The 21,999-nt window shown below is 39.5% G+C and carries 20 protein-coding genes; 15 read left to right on the plus strand and 5 right to left on the minus strand.

From position 1 onward, the window contains the following. Positions 1-38 precede the first annotated feature (38 nt). The 5 genes from TY87_RS03335 to TY87_RS03355 all read left to right on the plus strand — a co-directional run bounded on the left by TY87_RS03335 (position 39) and on the right by TY87_RS03355 (position 7,480). A complete protein-coding gene (locus tag TY87_RS03335; protein ID WP_100185980.1) occupies positions 39-1,640 on the plus strand; it encodes an isocitrate lyase in 1,602 nt (533 codons plus the stop codon). A gap of 167 nt (positions 1,641-1,807) precedes the next feature. Next, positions 1,808-3,613: an ATP-binding protein gene (locus TY87_RS03340; protein ID WP_100185981.1), complete on the plus strand. Its 1,806-nt coding sequence runs from the start codon at positions 1,808-1,810 to the stop codon at positions 3,611-3,613. 240 nt (positions 3,614-3,853) lie between these two features. Next, positions 3,854-5,521, plus strand: a complete 1,668-nt coding sequence (locus tag TY87_RS03345; RefSeq protein WP_072839588.1) for a methyl-accepting chemotaxis protein — start codon at positions 3,854-3,856, stop codon at positions 5,519-5,521. A gap of 104 nt (positions 5,522-5,625) precedes the next feature. Continuing rightward, on the plus strand, positions 5,626-5,898 hold the full coding sequence (locus TY87_RS03350; protein ID WP_100185982.1) for a hypothetical protein: 273 nt from the start codon (positions 5,626-5,628) through the stop codon (positions 5,896-5,898). A gap of 163 nt (positions 5,899-6,061) precedes the next feature. Next, entirely contained in the window at positions 6,062-7,480 is a 1,419-nt protein-coding gene (locus tag TY87_RS03355) for an esterase-like activity of phytase family protein (protein WP_100185983.1), read from the plus strand. Positions 7,481-7,557: 77 nt separating this feature from the next. Here TY87_RS03355 and TY87_RS03360 read toward each other — a convergent pair whose 3' ends face one another. Then, entirely contained in the window at positions 7,558-8,478 is a 921-nt protein-coding gene (locus TY87_RS03360; RefSeq protein WP_100185984.1) for a LysR family transcriptional regulator, read from the minus strand. Positions 8,479-8,796: 318 nt separating this feature from the next. Between TY87_RS03360 and TY87_RS03365 the strand changes: the two genes are divergently transcribed. From TY87_RS03365 to TY87_RS03385, 5 genes are all read left to right on the plus strand, one after another. After that, complete coding sequence (locus TY87_RS03365; RefSeq protein WP_072839592.1) at positions 8,797-10,107, plus strand: CitMHS family transporter; 1,311 nt, start codon at positions 8,797-8,799, stop codon at positions 10,105-10,107. A gap of 97 nt (positions 10,108-10,204) precedes the next feature. Then, positions 10,205-11,542 carry an acyclic terpene utilization AtuA family protein gene (locus tag TY87_RS03370; RefSeq protein ID WP_100185986.1) on the plus strand — a complete coding sequence of 446 codons (1,338 nt, stop codon included), beginning with the start codon at positions 10,205-10,207 and terminating at the stop codon, positions 11,540-11,542. 3 nt (positions 11,543-11,545) lie between these two features. Continuing rightward, complete coding sequence (locus tag TY87_RS03375) at positions 11,546-11,845, plus strand: AtuA-related protein (RefSeq protein ID WP_072839594.1); 300 nt, start codon at positions 11,546-11,548, stop codon at positions 11,843-11,845. Between the two features lie 209 nt (positions 11,846-12,054). Then, complete coding sequence (locus tag TY87_RS03380) at positions 12,055-12,534, plus strand: MgtC/SapB family protein (protein ID WP_072839595.1); 480 nt, start codon at positions 12,055-12,057, stop codon at positions 12,532-12,534. 30 nt (positions 12,535-12,564) lie between these two features. Then, complete coding sequence (locus TY87_RS03385; RefSeq protein ID WP_072839596.1) at positions 12,565-12,993, plus strand: GNAT family N-acetyltransferase; 429 nt, start codon at positions 12,565-12,567, stop codon at positions 12,991-12,993. A 1-nt stretch (position 12,994) separates the two neighbouring features. On the opposite strand, the gene TY87_RS03390 is transcribed toward TY87_RS03385, so the two are convergent. Further along, positions 12,995-14,032, minus strand: coding sequence for a GGDEF domain-containing protein (locus TY87_RS03390; RefSeq protein ID WP_100185987.1), 1,038 nt, complete (start codon positions 14,030-14,032; stop codon positions 12,995-12,997). 251 nt (positions 14,033-14,283) lie between these two features. Here TY87_RS03390 and TY87_RS03395 point away from each other — a divergent pair, with 251 nt between their 5' ends. Next, the gene (locus TY87_RS03395) at positions 14,284-15,030 is read left to right on the plus strand and encodes a YccT family protein (protein ID WP_100185988.1); all 747 of its coding nucleotides are present in this window, start codon (positions 14,284-14,286) and stop codon (positions 15,028-15,030) included. 72 nt (positions 15,031-15,102) lie between these two features. Here TY87_RS03395 and TY87_RS03400 read toward each other — a convergent pair whose 3' ends face one another. Continuing rightward, positions 15,103-15,978 (minus strand): carboxylate/amino acid/amine transporter, encoded by an 876-nt coding sequence (locus tag TY87_RS03400; RefSeq protein ID WP_100185989.1) that lies wholly within the window; start codon positions 15,976-15,978, stop codon positions 15,103-15,105. A gap of 315 nt (positions 15,979-16,293) precedes the next feature. On the opposite strand from TY87_RS03400, the gene TY87_RS03405 reads away from it, so the two are divergent. Both TY87_RS03405 and TY87_RS03410 read left to right on the plus strand, forming a co-directional pair. Further along, positions 16,294-16,905, plus strand: a complete 612-nt coding sequence (locus tag TY87_RS03405) for an OmpW family outer membrane protein (protein ID WP_100185990.1) — start codon at positions 16,294-16,296, stop codon at positions 16,903-16,905. 128 nt (positions 16,906-17,033) lie between these two features. Beyond that, on the plus strand, positions 17,034-17,672 hold the full coding sequence (locus TY87_RS03410) for an HD domain-containing protein (protein ID WP_100185991.1): 639 nt from the start codon (positions 17,034-17,036) through the stop codon (positions 17,670-17,672). A 12-nt stretch (positions 17,673-17,684) separates the two neighbouring features. On the opposite strand, the gene TY87_RS03415 is transcribed toward TY87_RS03410, so the two are convergent. Beyond that, positions 17,685-18,131 carry a MarR family winged helix-turn-helix transcriptional regulator gene (locus tag TY87_RS03415; protein ID WP_072839602.1) on the minus strand — a complete coding sequence of 149 codons (447 nt, stop codon included), beginning with the start codon at positions 18,129-18,131 and terminating at the stop codon, positions 17,685-17,687. A gap of 102 nt (positions 18,132-18,233) precedes the next feature. Here TY87_RS03415 and TY87_RS03420 point away from each other — a divergent pair, with 102 nt between their 5' ends. Beyond that, on the plus strand, positions 18,234-18,686 hold the full coding sequence (locus tag TY87_RS03420) for a DUF2798 domain-containing protein (RefSeq protein WP_100185992.1): 453 nt from the start codon (positions 18,234-18,236) through the stop codon (positions 18,684-18,686). A 281-nt stretch (positions 18,687-18,967) separates the two neighbouring features. Here the strand turns inward: TY87_RS03420 and TY87_RS03425 are convergent, their stop codons facing one another. Then, complete coding sequence (locus TY87_RS03425; RefSeq protein ID WP_072839604.1) at positions 18,968-19,297, minus strand: Rieske (2Fe-2S) protein; 330 nt, start codon at positions 19,295-19,297, stop codon at positions 18,968-18,970. Positions 19,298-19,706: 409 nt separating this feature from the next. Here TY87_RS03425 and TY87_RS03430 point away from each other — a divergent pair, with 409 nt between their 5' ends. After that, a complete protein-coding gene (locus tag TY87_RS03430; protein ID WP_232617055.1) occupies positions 19,707-21,884 on the plus strand; it encodes a transglycosylase domain-containing protein in 2,178 nt (725 codons plus the stop codon). Positions 21,885-21,999 lie beyond the last annotated feature (115 nt).

Here is a 21,999-nt window from a genome sequence, read left to right on the forward strand (position 1 = left end):
ATGAATTTATCTTAAACAACTAAAGAGCGAGAAATACTATGCATACTTACAAGAATAAAACGCAACTAGCTAGCCAAACGATTCACTCACAAGGTCCAACTTGGGCGGCGATGAATCCAGAATCTGTGGTTAGAATGCAATTGCAAAACCGTTTCAATACGGGGTTAGATATCGCGAAATACACAGCTAAGATCATGCGTGAAGACATGGCGAGCTACGACAAAGACCCTGCAAATTACACTCAGTCTTTAGGTTGCTGGCATGGTTTTATCGGCCAACAAAAAATGATTTCTATTAAGAAGCATTTTGGCACCACGCGTAGTCGTTACTTATACTTGTCAGGCTGGATGGTCGCGGCGATGCGCTCTGAATTTGGTCCATTGCCAGATCAATCTATGCATGAAAAAACTTCGGTGCCAGCTTTGATCGAAGAGCTATACACCTTTTTGAAACAAGCAGATGCCCGTGAGTTACAGCATTTATTCAAAGAGATGGACGAAGCGAGAGAAGCGGGCGATCAAGTTCGCGAGCAAGCGACACAGCAAAAAATCGATAATTTTGAAACTCATATTGTGCCAATTATTGCTGATATTGATGCTGGCTTTGGTAACGAAGAAGCGACCTATTTGCTAGCGAAGAAAATGATCGAAGCGGGCGCTTGCTGTATCCAGATTGAAAACCAAGTGTCTGATGCTAAGCAATGTGGTCACCAAGATGGCAAGGTAACCGTGCCGCATGAAGACTTCCTAGCGAAAATTAATGCTGTACGTTACGCCTTTTTAGAATTGGGTGTAGATGATGGTGTGATCGTAGCGCGTACAGATTCTTTGGGTGCGGGTTTAACGCAAAAGATCCCAGTATCACAAACGGCTGGCGACTTGGCGGAACAATACAATGCCTTTATTGATGGCGAAGAAGTGACGTCACTGGAGCAAATGAAGTCTGGTGATATGGCGATCAAACTGGGTGAGCGTTTGATTAAGCCAACTCGTTTAGCCAATGGTTTGGTGCGCTTTAAGCCGAATACAGGTGAAGATCGTGTGGTGCTGGATTGTATTACGTCTTTGCAAAATGGCGCGGATCTATTGTGGATCGAAACCGAAAAACCACACATCGGTCAAATTGCTGCCATTGTGAATCGTATTCGTGACGTTATGCCAAACGCGAAATTGGTTTACAACAACAGTCCATCTTTTAACTGGACGTTGAACTTCCGTCAGCAAGTGTTTGATGCTTGGTTGGCTGAAGGTAAAGATGTGAGCCAATACCAACGTGAGAAACTGATGTCACAAGATTACGATGGTAGTGTGTTGGCAGACGAAGCGGATGAACGTATTCGTTGCTTCCAAAAAGATGCAGCGGCACAAGCTGGGATTTTTCACCATCTGATTACCTTGCCGACGTACCATACAGCTGCCTTGTCTACGGACAATTTAGCGAAAGACTACTTCGGTGAACTTGGCATGTTGGGCTACGTGAGAGAAGTACAGCGTAAAGAAATTCGCCAAGGTTTAGCCTGTGTGAAACACCAAGACATGTCTGGTTCTAATATTGGTGATGATCACAAAGAGTACTTCTCAGGTGAGCAGGCGCTGAAGGCGTCAGGTAAAGATAACACCATGAATCAATTCGCGGTTTGATTAGTTAAATAACAATCCGTTTGTATTGATAAGGCCAGCAGTTTTCCCCCTGCTGGCCTTTTTTTGTTTGGTTTTCAATAGTACTTAAATGCACTATTATGGATAAATCAGTCTATGGAAGCTGATGCACCTTAAACTATTAATGGGCATTTAATCTGAGAACGTTATTGAATAATTCACGTTTTACGTTGGGTGATCAACAACTCAATGGTATTAGCTTAAAGGATTTAGCTAGACGCTCTCGATATGGCGGGGCATTTTATTTACTAGCATTTTGGGCCTCTGTTTTTAGCTCTTCGGCAGCTCGTGAACACCTAGATATTATTGCGTTTTTTTCTGGCTGCTTTTTGCTGTCGCAAATATATCGTCTGGTTTTGTTTTTTAAAGTCTCTTCCGCTCATGATATTGATATCTCTTCGTACTTTTTTCGTTATGCTTTTATCTACAATTCATCCGCTATTGTGTGGGTAAGTGGTTCTGCTTGGCTTTTTTACGTTAACCCGACTATCGATTTAGCCGTGACAGTAAATGTTATGGCCGCAGCTGGTATTAGTATAGGAGGTGTCACTGTATTAGCGCCTTCGTATAAAATAATGCGCAGTTATTTCGTATTAATTTGTTTTCCTTTTGCTTTAGCGGCTGGGTTGCTGCTAAACGAGCCAGGTAACTTGATTGTTGCGGCTTTAATTGTTGGTTATGGTCTGTTTATTTTTATGACTGGAAAACAGCAAAATCATGTTTACTGGCAGGCACTTAATGATAATTTTAAACTTTCAGAACAGGCGGAAGAGCTAGAAAAAGCGAAGGTTGAAGCCGAGCGTGCAGGGCAAGCAAAAGCCGATTTTTTAGCGGCAATGACACATGAAATACGCACACCAATGAATGGGGTATTGGGGATGGCCCAATTGCTGTCTATGAGCGACCTTAATGAGCAGCAACAACAGCAAGTTACAGTAATCAATAATGCTGGCCGAACATTGATGCACATTATTAATAATATTCTAGATTACTCCAAGATTAATGCAGAACAGTTGGAATTAGAGAAAATTCCATTTAGTTCACGCAATGTCATCAATGAAGTGATGTTATTACTTTCCCCTCAGTTTGATAAAAAGCCAATAAAGCTAACTTGTGCTATCGATGATATTCCAGAATTAGTACGAGGTGACCCTTATCGGCTTCATCAAATCCTCTATAACCTTGTTGGGAATGCGTTTAAATTTACTGATGAAGGTGAAATATCTATTGAGGTTTCTTGTAAGGAAAGTGATGAAAAAAACACTATCATTTTATCTTTTGCCATTAGGGACTCAGGTATTGGTATATCTCCTGAAAACCAGCAGAAAATTTTTGAACAGTTTTATCAGGTTAGTCATTTTAATCCCAATATCCGAGGTACTGGGTTGGGGTTAAGCATTACTAAACGTTTAGTGGACCTCATGGGTGGGACTATGTCGGTTGAGAGCATCGTTGGTAAAGGAAGTGTGTTCACCGTAACTCTGCCATTCATACTTCCTAGTGAAGATGTGTTGAATCAACCTTTATTAGAGTCTACAGATAAATTCGAAATAAGTGATGTGCAACGGCCACTGCATATTTTGTTGGCCGAAGATAATAAAGTAAATCAAATGATCTGCGAGCAATTTTTCTTAAAGTTGGGATGTTCTGTAGATTTGGCTGAAACAGGTGTAATGGCGCTGGAGAAATTTAATAGCTCCCAGCGTTACGATATTATTTTTATGGATTGTAATATGCCTGAAATGGATGGTTTTTTAGCCACAGTTGCTATTAGACAGATTGAGAAAGATAAAGGCTTTAATCAAACACCGATAATTGCTCTGACTGCTCATGTAGAGGAGAGTGTAAAACGGAAATGTCTTGAATCAGGAATGAACACTTTTTTAAGTAAACCTTTTTTGTTTGAAGACTTAGAGTCCATAGTTAACAAAGTACGGATGGGAAAGATTTTTTAGACTGGCTTAAATCGAATTATTTATACAATCGCGATGATGTTTACTAGTTAATTGATCCTAAAGGTCAGTAGCTCTACTTCCTTAGCTTTTTATTCATATCATTTTTTTTGTGAGTTATTTTACTATTAAATTCTATAGTTTTTTTCTTAGGCGCTAGATAAAAACGAAATATTGTTTTAAATTGCTCGCAATAAATGGCTACAGGTTGTGGCTTTACCATTCACATAAGGATCGTTCTCTATGCTCTCCTCCCTTAAACTAAGAATCTATTTTCTAGCGTTTGTCCCATTTTTATTAATTGCCATTATCAGTGCTGTCACTCAAATTCATACGTTAGATAGCGTGAATGATGGTATTTCTAGTCTTGTACGAGATGCTACGATTGAAACTGAAAAAAAACGATTAGTAACAGTCATTGATTCTTCTATCAGTCTTATTCAGCCTGAAATAAATAAACCGGGAACGGAAGGGCTTGAAGGTGCGTTGGCTCTGTTAAAAACCTATAAATTTGATGGTGGGGATGGTTACTTATATGCCTATGACACTAAAGGTATGAGGTTGATGCATGGTGCTGGTGCTCAATTGGTCAATGTTATTGATTTAAAAGACCAGTATGGCAATTTTATTATCAAAGATATTATTGACACAGCAACTATAGGAAATGGCTTTAGTGAGTTTTATTGGCCGAAGCCTGGTGAAAAAGAGGCTATTAAAAAATATGGTTACGCTGTTTATATTAAAAAATGGGATGTCGTCATTGGTACTGGGTTCTATATTGATAGTGCAGATAAGATTACTTCAGAAATAAATCACTCGATGGGCATGATTCAGCGCGACAGTTTGTTTGTTGCTTTCGCTATTTTAGCAGGTGTTTTTGCTATGCTTGCCGGGATGGTTTTATTGTCTTCGCGAACAGTGTTAGGTCCGCTAGATACCCTAAGTATTGCAGTTAAGCAATTAGCTAACGGAGAGGGCGATTTAACTAGAAAATTGCCTTCAAGTTCAATTGATATTTTGAATCAAATTTCTTCTGATTTTAATACTTTTTTAGCAACAATGTCGGTTGATATCAGTCACCTAAAACGTTCAAGTAGTGCATTGATTGGTATTTCGGTTAAGTCTAATGAACAGAGGAAAAAATTGACTAAAGTATCTGATCGTCAAATCAATGAAACTAATTTAGTAGCTAGTGCGATTGAAGAAATGAAAGCAAACTCTAATGAGATTGCTGGAAATGCTGAGTCTACGCGTTTGTCGGCTGAAAGCACCGAGAAAGAAATTCAGCAGGTTTTGCTGCAGGTTCAGCTATCAAGTAATCAGCTTGAAGAATTAAGCTTGGTATTGAATACGGTTGAGCAATCAATTGGGGTTTTGGGTGCGAACGTTGATGAAATTAATTTGGTGCTTGGGGTTATTCAAGGCATTTCGGAACAGACAAATCTTTTGGCTTTGAATGCCGCCATTGAAGCTGCCAGAGCAGGTGAGCAAGGGCGAGGTTTTGCTGTAGTAGCAGATGAAGTGAGAGGGCTGGCTCAACGTAGTCAACAAAGTACGATAGAGATTAAAGACATACTTGATAAGCTCCAACTTAGTGCTATAAAGGCGACAGAGGAAATGAGCGAATCCCTTAAACGACGAGAAGCAGTTGTTGAGGCAATGGCAAAAATTAATGAGATTATTCATTCTAGCAGCCAATCAATTAGAAATTTGACACAAATGAATGTTCAGGTTTCTACCGCAGCCTACCAACAATCTCAGGTAGCTAGTGATATTGCTAAAAACGTTGTTGGTATTGCCGAACTTGCTAAAAACATTGGTGAGGATTCTTCTCATACAGCGGAACAAATGGCTTTGTTAGAAGATCAGGCTCATGTGATTAAAGAGGTGAGCGATAAATTCAAAGTTTGATAGCAAATCTTAGGCTTTTGAAGATTTTGAATAGAATGGACCAAATTTGTCTTTTGCTCCTAGGTTACTTTACATGAGCCAGTGATATTTAACGGAGTATCTGTGTGAAAGTAGTAAATCAAAGGATAAAACTGTTGGTCATTGCCATAGTTTTGATGAATTTAACAGCATGCTCGTTATTTTCGAATAATGGTTATCACGGTGGTGATCATCGTGGTGGTGGTCCTACAGGTTCACTGACTGGATCTGCCAGTGCCGCTAAAGTTGAACCTGCTAAAAAGGGGGATGCTGGTAAAAATGCAGTCAACGAAGACGATGATATCTACACTGGAGGAGATCATCGTGGTGGTGGTCCGACAGGAGCATTGAGTCAATAAGCCGTATTAAGCTATATCAAAAATAGTAACCTCAGCCCGAGTCATTGATAGCCAATGCTCGGGCTTTTTTATGCCTATTCATCAAACCGTCATGGCAAGTCTTTATCTTTAAGTGAGAATCATAAAATGCACTGATGTGTAATTTCACTAAAGGGGTAAAAAAATGACAAGTAAGGTCTGGTTGGCAAGTTTGGTTTCTGTTGGTGTTTTATCGGGTTGCGCGAATAATTTAGTAACGGCACCGACGTCTAGTTTTGTAGATAACTTCCCAAAGCAAGGTAGTGAGTTACCGTATTCCGTATTGCGTGATGATCTGATTGATAGTAAAACGAATCAGCCATTTGAAATTCGTAATGGTGGTTTTGGTTCTGCCATGACAGCGAACCCTAATCAAGCTAACCAGTTTTATGCTCTAACTGACCGTGGGCCGAATGCTGATTATAGTGGTGAATATGGTAAAGGTAAGAGCTTCCCTGTGGCGTCTTATACTCCACGTATCGGTTTGTTTGAAGTTTCTGCTGATGGCAAGGTTTCGATGGTAAAAAGTATTTTACTGAAACGCCCAGAAGGTAGTTTGATTTCCGGTTTGCCGAATACGTCGGCGTTAGGTGGTACAGGGGAAACGCCTTATCATTCAAATGGTCAACCTGTTTTAATGAATGATAATAAGCCTTATGACAAAGCAACCAACGCAATTAAATTAGACGATTACGGTTTAGATGGTGAAGGTTTAGTCGCTCTGAAAGACGGAACTTTTTGGGTGAGTGATGAATATGGTCCACATATTGTCCACTTTGACAGTAATGGTGTTGAGATTGGTCGTATTAATGCCTTTAAAGATGACAGCCGTGATATTTATCACCTGCCTGCCGTATTTCAGCATCGTCGTGCTAACCGAGGTATGGAAGGTTTAGCCATCACACCAGATGAAACTACCTTAGTAGGTATGATGCAATCGACGCTGCAGAACCCTGATAAAGCTGCACAAAAATCGGATTTGACTCGTATTGTGACAGTGAATTTAATCACAGGTAAAACTGAACAGTATTTGTATCGCCAAGAACAAAATGAAAACTCTAATTCTGAAATATCTACTTTAACAGCTAATAAGTTTTTGGTTATCGAGCGAGATGGTGCTTTTCTTTTCGGAGGTCCAGATGGTGAATCGAAAGCTAAGCCGAATGCTCAAAAGCATATTTATCGTATTGACTTAAGCACAGGAACGTCGCTTTCTAATGTCGCTTTGTCCTCTTCTATTACTCGTGATGAGAGCCATGGGTTAATGATTGATGGCTTAACGTTAGAGCAGTTCACTATTAAAAATGGCTGGGAAGCGTTAGCAGAAAAGGGAATTAAACCAGTTAACAAAACATTAGTGGTAGATATGGTGAAAGCCGTTGCTTATCCGCACGATAAAATGGAAGGTTTGTGGGTGATTGATGGACATCATCTTGGTGTGCTGAACGATGATGATTTTGCTACTTGGTCGACCAAAGGCAAACTAGAACAAAAGCACCTTGATAAAAACACTATTGATTCGAATCGACTCTATATTATTAAAGCGGATTTAATGGGTAAGTAACTACTTTTCCCATTTAAATATTCTTTTAAAAAAGGAATGCCAAAAGGTATTCCTTTTTATTGATATTTCGTAAACAACTATTCTTGTATGGTTTTTATTTTTGAGTTGAATTTTTTGGCCTCATTTATAATAAAATCTGAAAACAGTTTTACATGACTAGGTTGGGCTCTGTTTTTCAAGCTCACTAAATAAATCTCCCTTTCTAAATCGACATCTTCAAAAGGCACAATAGCAATATTTTGATGCTTAAATTGAAATAACGTTAAACCGCTGGTAATGCCAATACCATAGTTAGCAGAAATAAGCCCCATCATGGTCGTGAGTTGTTGCACTTCTAAAGAGTACTTAATTTGTTTTCCTTGGCTTTCAAATAGCTTGTCTGTGTATTGGCGGATGCTTGTACGTTGACTAAAGCCAATAAATGGATATTTGTAAAGATCGTTGAGTTTCACTTTTTTGTTTTGTGCCAGAGGGTGATTGACGTGACATAGTAAATAAAATTTATCCGAGAATAGGTAGCGGGAATCAAAAATATTAGTAGCGGGTTGGCTGGCAGTGAGCGCCAAATCTGCTTGGCTATTTACAATGGATTTGAGGCATTGATTCCATTGAGTATCATTTAATTTTATTTGGGTCTGTGGGTGCATCGTGCTGTATTGGGCTAGTATTTCAGGTAGCCATTCTACCGCGAGCGATGGTAGTACGCTCAATGTTAGTGTGCCATCTTTTCCTGAAGCTCGAGCTTCAATTTCATTGATGGCTTCATCGTAATCTAAGATGAGGCGGCGTGCGATTTCGATAAAATGAATACCATTAGCGTTTAACTCAACCTTACGTGTATCTCTATCAAATAAACGGTAACCGATTTCATCTTCAAGACTGGCAATTAAGGTACTAAAAGCTGGCTGTGAAAGATTAAAGCGCTTGGCCGCTTGAGTAAAGCTATCATGGTCACTTAGCGCTAAAAATGCACGTAACTGTTTTATAGATAAATTCATTATTTTTCTTTTTTATGCGTTTAGGTTGATTCTCATTAAATCATTTTTATTCAAAACGATACTAACCATCTAAGTTGTAAGCGTCAAATTATGGCGATGTGACGGTGTAATATTTTTTAATTTTATTTGAATTTAATATATACCTATTTGATTTTTAAATATGTTTTTGTTTTTTTAATTTGAATATCCATTAAGCTCATTTGTTTTTTCGATTGGAGTCTTTTACTTGTTTAATGGTAGAAATAAAGCCTGATTATGTTCGCTTTCATCTTTGAAAGCAGTCACATTGCTTCAAATATAATAATAAGGAGTTGCTCAATGTTGGCATTCTGGGGTTTCTGCACCATAGCGGTGTTATTGACGCTTATCATGACCAAACGTATGTCGGTCGTTGTGGCCTTAGTTTTGGTTCCTATCGTGTTTGGATTATTGGCGGGTTTAAGTTCTGAATTAGGTGGTTATATTTTAGACGGGCTGAAAAGCGTGGCACCTACCGGAATTATGCTGACATTCGCTATTTTGTATTTTTCTGTGATGAATGATGCTGGGATGTTTGATCCAATGATTAAAGGGATCATTAAATTTGGCGGACAAGATCCAATCAAAATCGCGGTTGGTACTGCGCTGATTGCTATGTTAGCGCATTTGGATGGTTCTGGTGCATCTACTTTTTTAGTTTGTATTCCTGCCATGATACCTATTTATGATCGATTAGGAATGGATCGTAAAGTGCTTGCCTGTATTGCTGCATTAGGGGCTGGCACGATGAATATTGTGCCTTGGGGTGGCCCAACATTACGAGCTTCTTCTTCATTAGGTATCGATATCTCTGAGCTATTCAACCCAATTATTCCTGCGCTTGGAGCAGGGGTATTAACTGTTCTTGCTGTGTCTTTTTGGTTGGGTAAAAAAGAAAAAGTGCGTTTGACAAATGCCGGCACGTTGGGGAGTGGTTCATCGTTTGTTGGTATTGATGATAGCGAAGATGAGGACAAAGCTAACCTAAAACGTCCTAAGTTATTTCTGTTTAATTTATTACTTACAGTAGGTGCTTTGACGGCACTGGTTACGAAAAGTGTGCCTTTACCGGCTGTATTTGTTATTGCTTTACCTATTGCCTTGTTGGTGAATTACCCGAATGTAAAGTTACAACAAGCTCGTATTACGGCCCATGGTCACGCAGCTATTTTGATGATTTCAATTATTTTTGCCGCGGGCGTGTTTACTGGCATCCTCAAGGGATCAGGCATGATTAAAGCATTGGCAACTTCACTGGTGGGTATTGTTCCAGAAAGTCTAGGTGCACATTTTCCTCTTTTGACTGCTATTACATCTATGCCTGCAAGTTTGTTGTTTGACCCTGATTCATATTACTTCGGAGTGTTGCCTGTTTTAGCGCATGCGGCTGAAGCTTTAGGAGCAAGTGGTATTGAAGTAGCTCGCGGTGCTTTACTCGGTCAAATGACAACGGGTTTTCCAGTGAGTCCTTTGACTGCATCAACTTTCTTATTAGTTGGGTTAGCGGGTGTTGATCTTGCTGATCACCAAAAGAAGACCATTCCATTAGCGTTTTTAGTGACTATGGTGATGACTTTAGTTGCTGTGATTACGGGTGCATTAAGTATTTAAGCCGAAGGGGATTTATCATTATTATTTGGTGATATTTCCCTTCTGTAGTGCACTTATACTGGCGCTTTTCTAATAATTTATTGGATCAAATAAGAGCATGAAAAAAATCAGAATTGGTTCTGGTGCAGGTTACGCAGGTGATCGAATAGAGCCAGCGGTAGAGTTGGCTCAAAAAGGTCAATTAGATTATTTAGTATTTGAATGTCTTGCTGAGCGAACCATCGCCATAGGTCAAAAGCAAAAAAAGCAGAACGCGAGCAAAGGTTACAACGAATTGTTAGAAGCTCGAATGAGAGCAGTACTGCCAAGCTGTTATAAGAACGAGGTGCGGATTATTACTAATATGGGCGCTGCTAATCCTATTGCAGCTGGACATGTGGTAATGAGTGTTGCTAAGGAGTTGGGCTTAAAGTCATTTAAAGTGGCGGTGGTCACTGGTGACGATGTGTTGCCTGAACTGAAGAGATTGGATTTAAAGCTGATAGAGGCGGGTGTTGCTTTATCTCACAGTGGCAAAGATATCTTATCGGCTAATGCTTATATGGGGATTGAAGGCTTAGTTGAAGCATTGGAAAGCGGAGCCAATATGGTGATTGCAGGTCGAGTTGCTGACCCTTCTTTGTTTCTTGCTCCTATGGTGCATGAGTTTGGTTGGTCCCGAGATGATTGGAGGAAATTGGGAAAAGGTACGTGCATAGGTCATTTGCTTGAGTGTGCAGGCCAAATAACTGGCGGGTATTTTGCTGATCCTGGTGTTAAGGATGTGATGAATTTGGCTCGTCTTGGTTTTCCTCTTGCTGAGGTTGAGGAGTCTGGTGATGCGATTATCACAAAAGTCGAAGGTTCTGGTGGTGTGGTTTGTGAAGCCACTTGCAAAGAGCAGCTGTTGTATGAAATCCACCGACCTGATCAGTATTTTACTCCTGATGTTGTTGCAGATTTCTCAAATGTCACTTTTCAACAAGAAGCTGAGAATCGTGTTGCTGTAAAAGACGCAAGTGGTTTGCCTCGAACAGATACATTAAAGGTGTCTGTAGGGTATAACGATGGTTTTATTGGCGAAGGTGAAATTTCGTATGCAGGACCAAATGCGGTAGCTAGAGGTCAACTAGCGCTTGATATTGTAAAAGAGCGTTTTGCTATTTGTGGCTTTGAGCCTGTTGAAGCTCGCTATGATTTAATTGGCGTGAATGCATTACATGGTGAAACAAGATCAGCTCAAAATGAACCTTATGAAATTCGTGCTCGTGTAGCGGTTCGTTGCTCAACATTAGAAGAAGCTATATCGGTAGGTAATGAAGTTGAAACTTTATACACCAATGGACCTGCGGGTGGCGGTGGTGTTATGAAGTCTGCGAAAGAAGTACTAGCTATGGATTCTAGTTTGATTCCCCGATCTCAGGTTCACGCTATGATTACAATTTTAGAGGGTTAAGCAATGAAATTACGTGACATCGCTCATTCCCGTACAGGTGATAAGGGCAATATCTCAAACATCTCTCTTATTGTTTATGACATTAATGATTATGTGCTGATTAAAGACGCTGTGACGGCAGAGAAAGTACAAAATTGGTTTGGTGATATTGTCTCTGGTGAAGTTGTGCGCTACGAACTACCGGCTATCGGTGCATTAAATTTTGTTATGTATGAAGCGTTAGGTGGTGGTGTTACTCGCTCTTTGGCTCTCGATATACATGGTAAGGGTCTCAGCTCAGCTTTGTTAGATTTTGATATTTAGCTGTTTTTTAAGCCTGCCACAAAAATTGATGACAGGCTTTTTATCTTTATACTCTCTTCTTGTACCAGTCTTGATATTTCTCCTTTCTATTTATTTTTAATCTGATGCCTGATTAATAACTGTATTAACGTCAAAAATTCAGTACATTATAAGAGAGCTATCGTTCCTTGTATTCTTCTAGTTATGGCGTTTGTCCTAAGAAAGATTATATGAATTTAGAATCGTTATTTTCCGTTGCTCCCTATAATTGGAGCTCGATTGCTACTGCTATTTTTTGTGGCGTTATTGTTGGCTTAGAGCGACAACTGAGAGGTAAGCCCGTAGGAATCAGAACCTCAGCGTTAATCGTATTGGGGACTTATGTGTTTATTGCATCGTCGATGTTTGTTGCTGCTGAGACTACAGATCCATCGCGAATCATAGGTCAGGTGATTACGGGGATTGGCTTTCTGGGGGCTGGAGTTATGTTGTCTAAAGATGGTGCGGTTATTGGTGTTACCTCGGCTGCGACGATTTGGACTCTGGCCGCAATCGGTGTGTGCATTGCTATTATTGGCTCTTATGTGGCGATAAAGCTGTCTTTTATCGTAGTCGCTATATTATATGGTGTCGATATTCTTGAAGAATATTCGTCGGCTTTTACGCGGGGGGTACATTCTAAATACAGTCGGTGGCGCAAGAGAGATTAAATAATACTTAAGACAATATTGGAGGTGGAGATGGTTTCAGGTTATCGAGTTAGTAGTCATCGTGAAGAAATGGATTTTGATGCCATTCATACTTATATATCAAGCACTTATTGGGCGGAAGGCATCCCTAAAGAAACGTTTAAAAAGGCCTTAGATAATTCGTTGTGCTTTGGTGTGTTTTCGTCTGAAGGTAAGCAAGTTGGTTTTGCTCGAATGATAACGGATCAGGCAACTTTTGCGTACTTGGCCGATGTTTTTATTGATGAAGCTCATCGTGGTAAAGGGTTGTCAAAATGGCTCATGCAAGAAGTCCATGACCACCCATCGCTACAGGGATTACGAAGAATCTTGTTGGCAACCCGAGATGCGCATAGCTTGTATCAACAGTTTGGCTATACACCATTAAGTTCACCATCAACCTTTATGCAAAAATGGCAGCCTGACATTTATAAGGGATAGTTTACTCAGATAGTTCTACACAATTACGTCCTTTATCTTTACCTCTGTAGAGTGCTTTGTCTGCGCGTTTTATCATTTTTAGAGCGTTATCATTATCTTGATGGCGCTCAGTTAGTCCTTGTGTGATCGTGAGTGCAAGGCTAAATTTACTGAATTTTTGTTTTTCTATTGTCGTTTTCAATTTATCCGCTATGACGGCTGCATCATGTTTTGCTGTGTTTGGTAAGATAATGATGAACTCTTCTCCTCCAAATCGGGCAATAATGTCGTTTTTTCTTATTGCTTGTGAGAGGGTGTTAGCTATTTCTATCAGACATACATCACCAATATCATGACCATACATGTCGTTTATTTTTTTAAAGTAGTCAATATCAATGAGAATAAGGCTTAAAGGCAAATTAGCCGTGTTTGCATTGTCTAACTCTGTACTAAAATGAAGGTTTAAGCCTCTTCTATTGAATAATCCTGTTAAGGGGTCTTGGATATTTTCATTTTTCAGCTGTTGTGTAAGTTCAGCGTACCTTTTTAAAAAGAAGCGGCCAAAGACGCCACTAAAAATAATGGAAATTGTTAACCAAAAACCTCGATCGATTGATTTTTGTTGAGAGTGAATCTCCCCTGTTAAATCGGTAATGTGCTGACTAAAAATGGTCGCTAATATGACGCCTAGGGCAAGTATGATCGTAATAATTAATGATTCGCGGTAACCCCCAATTAGAGCTGCAAAAATAGGGCATAAGGGTAAAATACAGGCTGCCTGACTATTGACTCCTCCCGAGAGTGCTAATGTGGGAAGAAGGATGATAACGGCGGTACATAGAGAAAGAATAATCTCTAGTTTGGGTAGAATATAGAAGCGAACAATTACATATAGCGCTGTGACTATTACTAAGTCTAGTAAAATGATTACTGTAAATTGAATTGGCAGATCAACAATTAAAGGTCGAAATATCAGAGCAAAAAAAATGGTAATAATAGACAGCTCAATTATTCTTAAAGTGAGCTTATGATTTAGGTCTACTTGAGTGTTATTTGGCATAATCTTGTGCCATTGTCCTTTTTAGATACAAATAATGAGTATTAAAGATTCATACTAATCAATCGCTAGTTGTATTTTATAGCGATATGCTTGTTCGATTTTTCAATTTTAGCCTTCGTCTTGTCTCTTTTTTGTGATGAAAAAAGACAAAATCTAGCAAGTGATTTCTAAGTAAAGTAAACCAAGCAAATAAAAGACAACTATATGCTAGATTTGTTCTCTATGTTGTTATGTGTTGTAAGGAGTGTTAAATGAAAGTAAGAAATCGTTTTATTGCGTTTGGTGCTTTGTGGTGTGGTTTTGTTACTTTACCAGCTATGGCTGCCACATTTGAAGTGCCACGGTCTTTTGAGATCATGTATGTCGATCTTGAAAGCGCAGGTCATTTTGGTAATGATTTTAAAGTAGATATTGATGAAGGTCAGCATCAGATAGTTGTGCGTTTTAACAAGTTGTTGCGAAGCGGTGGTGATACACAAAAATATCAATCTGAACCAATTGTTTTGGATTTACAGTTTGAAAAGAATACCTATTTTACGCTGAAAGCACCTTATATATCGACTCAAAAGCAGGCCGAGGCCAATGCCAAAGACCCACAATTTACGATTTATGATAACGTAAATGGTCAAGATGTTGACTACAAACAACAAAGCTTGAAAACTAAATCTGGACTTCAGAACACCCGTGATTTTGTTACAGAAATTGAGCGACTAACCGCCAAAAATTCACCGAGCAATACTAACTCTGGTTCTGGTTCTGGTTCTGGTTCTGGTCCAGTACCTGCTCCTGTTATTATGACAGAAGACGTTGCGTTAGAAATGATGCAATTTTGGTATAATCAATCCGACGAAGTGACTCGTAAAGATGCGCGTATCTGGATAGCAGATGATATGTATAAGCCAACAGTTGCTAATATCCAGCTGGAAATGTTTCAATTTTGGTTCAATAAAGCAGACAAAGAAGCGAAAAAAGCCTTACAGGTTTGGCTTGTTGAATAGCACATGTACTTTAATAAATTAAAAAAGCGCCCAATGAAAATCTGGGCGTTTTTTTGATCCATCGTATTTTAGTTAAGTGTCGGTTTGTGCTTTGGCGTACTTTTGGTTGAATTTATCGTTTACCCAAAGTGCCAATAATATAACCCCGCCACCAATGGCTAGACGTAAAATATCGGCATCTCTGTTCCAAAAAATCACATTGACGACAATTCCAGCAGGTATTAAAAGGTTATTAGCAACAGCAAGAGTGCCAATATCCACCATTGTAGCGCCCTTATTCCAAGCAAAATAACCTAAGCCAGAAGCAACTATGCCAAGATAAGTCAAAATTGACCATTGAAGCGTTGTTGTTGGTAGTTTATCTGGATTTCCTAATGCTAAGAAACAAGGAATAACAACGGCCAAGGCTCCAAGGAAAAACCAGCCAAATACCGTACGTTGTGATAGATCTGGGCGTTCCTTTGCAATAATACGTTTATAACCAACTTGTCCTGAAGCAAAGCAAATGTTAGCACCTTGAACGATTAACAATCCTTTAATAAACCCTTCGTCTACTCCTTGGTAGCGAATGGCAACAGCTCCAAGAATGGCTAAGATTGCACTAATGGCAAAGCCTATATTAAGACGGCGATCTAGCATGTCATTAATTAGAGTGACATATAGTGGTGTCATAACTGTAAATAGTAAAACCTCAGGAACGGATAAATATAGGAAGGATTGATAATAAAACCCATACATAATGCCAAGCTGTAGAGCGCCGCATACCATTAATTTAAAAGCGATTTTTGCTTCAATCTGACGTAGTTTTAAGAAGGGCAAAAAAACCACAGTTGCAAGTGTTACACGCATTAAAACAGAGAACCAGGCGTCGACCTGACCGGCAAGATACACCCCAATCAAGCTAAACGAAAAAGCCCAAAGTAAGGTCACTGCAATTAATATTGGCATATTGGTTTATTCCAGATGAAAATTTTCGCAAAGTTTACCGATTTATAGGTGAATGGTAAAATAGTTTACTTTATTATTTTCTTTGGTTTACTAGTGTGTGCAGTCTGATCTTTTATCGGACGGGTCTTTTTATCTGCAAGATTGAGTGAAAAGTGATTTGATTTAGGTAGTTGATCTTTTGTTGACCTACCTAGGGTATTGTCGACATTGTCCTTTGAGTTACCGCAAAACCTTGATCTAGATTAATAATTTTATTTTTCATCCTGTTACCTTTTTTGTCACAGACATTTTATTGATCAAAAAAAGGAATCGATTATGAAAGCTCTACTTCCTGTCGCTCTTGTTTCTGCGCTTTGCTCATCAGTTGCATTGGCTCATAATGCAGGGGATGTTTTTGCTCGTGCAGGCCTTGCAGTAGTGATGCCAAACGAAAGCAGTGATGATGTATTGAATAAAGGTGAATTGGAGCTTGATAGCGATACTCAAGTTGGCGTTACTCTTACCTACATGCTGACAGATCAGTTTGGTGTTGAGTTGCTAGCTGCTTCGCCTTTTACTCATAAGGTATCGACTAAAGGTTTAGGTGAAGTGGCTGAAGTATCGCATTTACCGCCTTCTTTAATGGCGCAATATTATTTTGGTCAGGCAAATAGCAAAATCCGTCCTTATATTGGCGCTGGCTTGAATTATACTATTTTCTTTGATGAAAAAGGTAAAGGTGCATTGGCTGGTACTGATGTGAGTCTCGATAATTCTTTTGGTCTAGCTGCTCAAGTAGGTGTTGATGTCAATTTTGCTGAAAACTGGTTTGCTAACGCGTCTCTCTGGTACATGGATATTAATACTGATGTGCATACAACAGTAGGAACCTTTAACGCTGATATTGATCCTATTACCTTCATGGCAAGTGTTGGTTATACTTTCTAATAACGAGTATTTAAGAAAAGCAAAGGCTTTGATTTTTTGAATCAAAGCCTTTTTTCGTTGTGTTGTTTTATAGGACTGGGGTAGGCTTTTCATTTTTACATAGCTATTTTGTCTCTCTTGGAAAAACGATGTTATTAGATTTTTTATCCGAACTTGAACACCGTTGCAGTGTATTTTTGCAAGCTCAAGGGCATGCGGATTCTGCTCATGATTTGAACCATATTTCCCGAGTGGTAAAAGTAGCAAAACAACTTGCGATTGAAGAGGGAGCAGACTTGGCTGTTGTGGTTCCTGCTGCTTGGCTGCATGATTGCGTTTCTTTGCCTAAAAACCATCCAGAGCGTCATTTAGCCTCTACATTGGCAGGAGATAGAGCTATTAACTTCTTGGCCTCAATTCATTATCCAAGCGAATATTATGGTGCGATACATCATGCTATTCGCGCTCATAGTTTTAGTGCCAATATCTCGCCAGAAACTCCTGAAGCTAAAATAGTACAAGATGCTGATCGGTTAGATGCATTGGGTGCAATCGGTATTGCTCGATGTATGCAAGTAAGTGGAGCACTAAATCGTCCTTTATATTCCCTTAATGACCCGTTTTGCGAAATACGAGAGCCTGATGATACGTTTTATTCTATAGACCATTTTTATAACAAGTTGTTTCATATTGCAGATAGCTTGAATACGCCTTCAGCGCGGTTGGAGGGCAAAAGACGAGAAAGAGTAATGCGTATATTTTTAGGTGATCTAGCATTAGAGGTTTAATTTAAACCTCTTCTACACTTTGTCATTAATAGCGTGCAAATTTGTTAGCATTTTTGCGCCAATTTCTAAGAATTTCTTCAGTTCTTCATCACTAACATCTGCTCTCATTTCTTTTAGAACCGCTTTGTCTGCTTTTGCTAATTGTTGATAAAATCCTAAGCCTTTCTCGGTTAATAGAAGAAACTGACTACGTTTATCATGTGGATTCTGGGTCTTAATAACAAGCTCTTGGTTCACTACTTCTTGAACCAATCGAGTGACTTGGCCTTTGTCTCTTTCGGTTATATCTGCAAGATAATTTGCCGTGCAGTTCTCTGTCTCATGGATATGTTTCAGAATCATAAAATATAAAGGAGAGAGTGGTAATCCTTTTTCTTTCATGATGTTTTTCATTGAAGCTTTTAATCCACCGATTGTATTTATGAGAAGAGTTTGTAGTTCTGACTCGTAATGCTGCATAGAAAATTCCAATGTAGTTGACTATGTCAACATAATTTAATATAGTTGACTTTGTCAATTTAATTTACCGTATTAACCTTATCATTCACTGCGAGCAGATCTATGTCAAAGAAAGTTCAAAAAATTGCTATTATCGTTAGTTTTGTTATTGCTATAGGAGGTTCTTTAACCCTACTAATGACTTGGAAGAATATTGGTTTTACTGATGGCTTTATGGGGGCTTGGCTTTCCTCTTTTGCTCTATGTGTTTTATGTATTGCGCCAATTGGCGGTGTCATTGCCTTTATGATTAATCGCCTTGTTAATTTAGTTTTTCCACGTTTGTCGTCTGTGAAGAAAAATATTGTGTTTGGACTTATTATGGCGGTATTGATGGAATCTATCATGGCCGTTGTGACAACCATGAATCTACACGGCTTTATGGTGCTAAAAGATTTTATTGATTTTTGGCTTGTGACGTTTGTTTCAGCCTTACCTGCTGGATTGGCTATTTCCGTGCTGATGTCTCTTGTTATTAAACCCAAATTAGCTGCTTTTTGGGCTAAGCCTGCATAAGTTTGTTTAAGGTTAGTTGGTGTTTAGGAGAGAGCTTCAGCGAGCTTGATTTGGACTAAGACAGAGCTTTCGTCCTTTTCTAGTTCTAGGTTGCGGATAGGGAATGGTGTTGCTTTGTGCTGATAGGGATTTTCAATAGTAGATAAATGAAATTTATTAACAGAAAACTACTTAAGTAAAGCCATAAAAGCTAGAAAACAAGACGCTAAGCCTAGCTTGTAAACATAGGCTGTTAGCTACTAAAAGCGTCTTGTTTAACCTTTATAAGGTAGGGAATCTAGCTAGGCGAATAACAAGTAACAGTTGCCCTGCTCTATACCGACTGTCGCTTTTTTGAGGTGGCTTCCCTGGCATGGGCCGGTAATACATGTACCGTCTAGTGGAGAGAAAAGAGCGCCATGATGATGACATTTTAAATAATCACCTTCCTCATCTAACGCAGGATCAGAAGACCAATTAAGTTGCTTTTTTTGATGAGGGCATAAGTTTTCATAAGCAAGAATTTGACCTTGTTGCTTAGTTACTAAAAAGTTATATTTTTCTACTGTTATGTTTAATGCTTTGCCTTCAGGAAGGTTTTGCGCATCAGGGATAAGGTATTTATTAAACACGTGATTACCGCACTTTTTTATAATGAATGTTGTTTACTTCAGTAGAATTGACGCTTTCCATAATCATGCGAACTAGAGTGAGAACAAAAATCCTCACATTTTAGTGGTGTTTTCTTTCAATTCTACCGCTGACTAAGTGAATAAAGTTCAGCAAAATGTCAGTTAAATAAACTTTCCGTGAGCAAAGACTCTAAAGCGCTATGAGCGATGAGTCAATATGCAAGAATTGAGTTAGTTGATTTTAGGTCGTTGCTTGCTTTCGGCAAGCTCCCTATACTTACCCGCTATGACTAAAAAAACTCCGGCAAAATCTTCACGTAAGTCCCCGACTCAAAAGAAAAAAACATCACAATCTTCCTTTTTGAAGAGGCTGTTCTGTGCCCTTTTTAAATGGGGGGTAATTATTGCTTTGATAGGAAGTATTCCTTTCGCTGGTTGGGTATGGTGGCTAAATGGGCAAGTTGTTAGCCGTTTTGAAGGGCAGAAATGGCAAGTGCCTTCAGAGGTCTACAGTGCACCTGTTATATTATCAAGTGGAGCACCTTGGAAAAAGCAAGACCTCGAAAGTTTATTGGAAGAAACTGGTTACCGATTTGGTCGAAATAGTCAAAACGTTGGCTGGGCTGCTCGTAGTCAAACGAAAGTCAGTGCACATTTGCGTTCCTATGTTGATCATTTGGGATTTCATGAAAGTGAAAGGCGTATTTTTTCGTTCCAAGATGGTCGCTTAGTTATTCAAGCATTGAATGGTGATGAAATAGACGAGGCAAGGATAGAGCCTCAGCGTATTGGCTTCTTGTATGGCGGTAATACAGAAAGCCGTCAAATTTTAACATATGATGATATTCCTAAGCCCCTGATTGATATTTTGATTGCGGTAGAGGATCAGGATTTTTATCAGCATTGGGGAATTTCTCCGACTGGTATTGCGCGAGCTGCGCTAGTTAACTTAACTCATGGCTCACGACGCCAAGGTGGCTCTACCTTAACTCAGCAGCTTGTGAAGAATATGTATTTGAGTTCTGAGCGAACTTACACGCGAAAGCTGACTGAAGTGGTGATGAGCTTACTGCTTGAGTACCATTATTCGAAAGAGGCCATTATCACGGCTTACATGAACGAAGTGTATTTAGCTCAGTTGGGCAGCAGTGCCTTGCATGGTTTTGCTGCGGCTAGCCAGCATTTTTTTGGTCGCCCGTTGAATGAACTAAATATCGATGAATTTGCTCTGTTAGTTGGTATGGTTAAAGGCCCATCTCTTTACAATCCTGAGCGATCTCCAAATCGTGCAAAAGATCGCCGTAATACCGTACTGGCTATATTGAAAAACCAAGGCCGTTTATCTGATGTTGATTACAATAGCCTTATAAAGCAACCTATCCGACTTGCTGATAAGCAAAAAGAACGCTCAGTGTTTGGCGATTATTTAGATTTGGTTGCTATGCAATTGTCGCGAGATTTTGATGAAACTACTTTAGCGACGAAAAACTTACGCATTTATACTGGGGTCGACATACGAGCACAGCGAGCGGCAAGTTTAGCGATGCAGCGTCAAGTGGCAGCATTGGAAAAGCGTGATCCTAAATTAAATGGTCTGCAAGGCGCTATGGTTGTTACGGATAGGCTGAATGGGCAAGTACGTGCCGTGGTTGGTTCTAGTGGACAGCATTATACTGGTTTTAATCGAGCGTTAGGGGCGGTTAGGCCTATCGGTTCATTGGTGAAACCACCGCTTTATTTATCTGCGTTAGCAACTGGACGCTATACATGGTGGACTGAAATTGAAGATAAAAAACTGCGCTTTAACATAGGTGGTCAGGTTTGGGAACCTGAGAACTACGATAGAAGAACTCATGGTGTCGTACATCTTTATGAGGCGATGGCGAAATCCTATAACCTAGCGACTGTTTCATTAGCACAGCAAATCGGTTTTGATCGAGTGGGTGATACCTTGCGACAGTTGGGTGTAAAACGACCTTTTACTATGCATCCAGCGATGGCTCTGGGAGCACTAGAATTATCTCCCTTTGAAGTATCTCGTCTATATCAACCTATTGCCTCTCAAGGAAAGAGTAGTGAGTTGGGGGTCGTGCTTGCTGTTATGGATCAGAAGGATCAGCTCATGAAGCGATTTGATCAGCATAATGATGTGCCTTTTACTGATGCCTTACTTGCTGTGACCTTGGATGGTATGACAAAAACACCAAAAATCGGTACAGCTAAGGCGGCTCAAGCTGCTTTTCCAGATCTAAATTTTGCGGCTAAAACGGGAACAACAAACCAGCAAAAAGACAGTTGGTTTGTCGGAATCACTGGTGATTATTCGTCTACGGTATGGCTTGGTGATGATAATAACGTACCGTTAAGCATTACTGGTAGTAGCGGCGCATTAAAAGTGTGGGTGGATTTCACCAAAAATGTAAACTCGAGGTCTTTACCTGATACTTTGCCTAACGGTGCCGCTCGCTACAATGTCTTAGATAGTAAGTTTGAAATCGCGGCAGACCGCTGTAAAGACAAGACACCGCTAGCGTTTATTTTAGGTACTGAGCCAAAAGATAGTACTTCATGTTTTTGGCCTTTCTAAATTCATATATATGAAACTAGAAAAGAAGATTGATAATTGTTTAGTTCTTATATAGCCTTTTAGGCTGTTGAAAATAAACAGATTACTTTCATTTTTAAAGTTAAGTAATTGTTGT

Origin of the sequence: Marinomonas sp. BSi20584 (genome assembly GCF_002792415.1) — a bacterium.
In the GTDB taxonomy this organism is placed as follows: domain Bacteria; phylum Pseudomonadota; class Gammaproteobacteria; order Pseudomonadales; family Marinomonadaceae; genus Marinomonas; species Marinomonas polaris.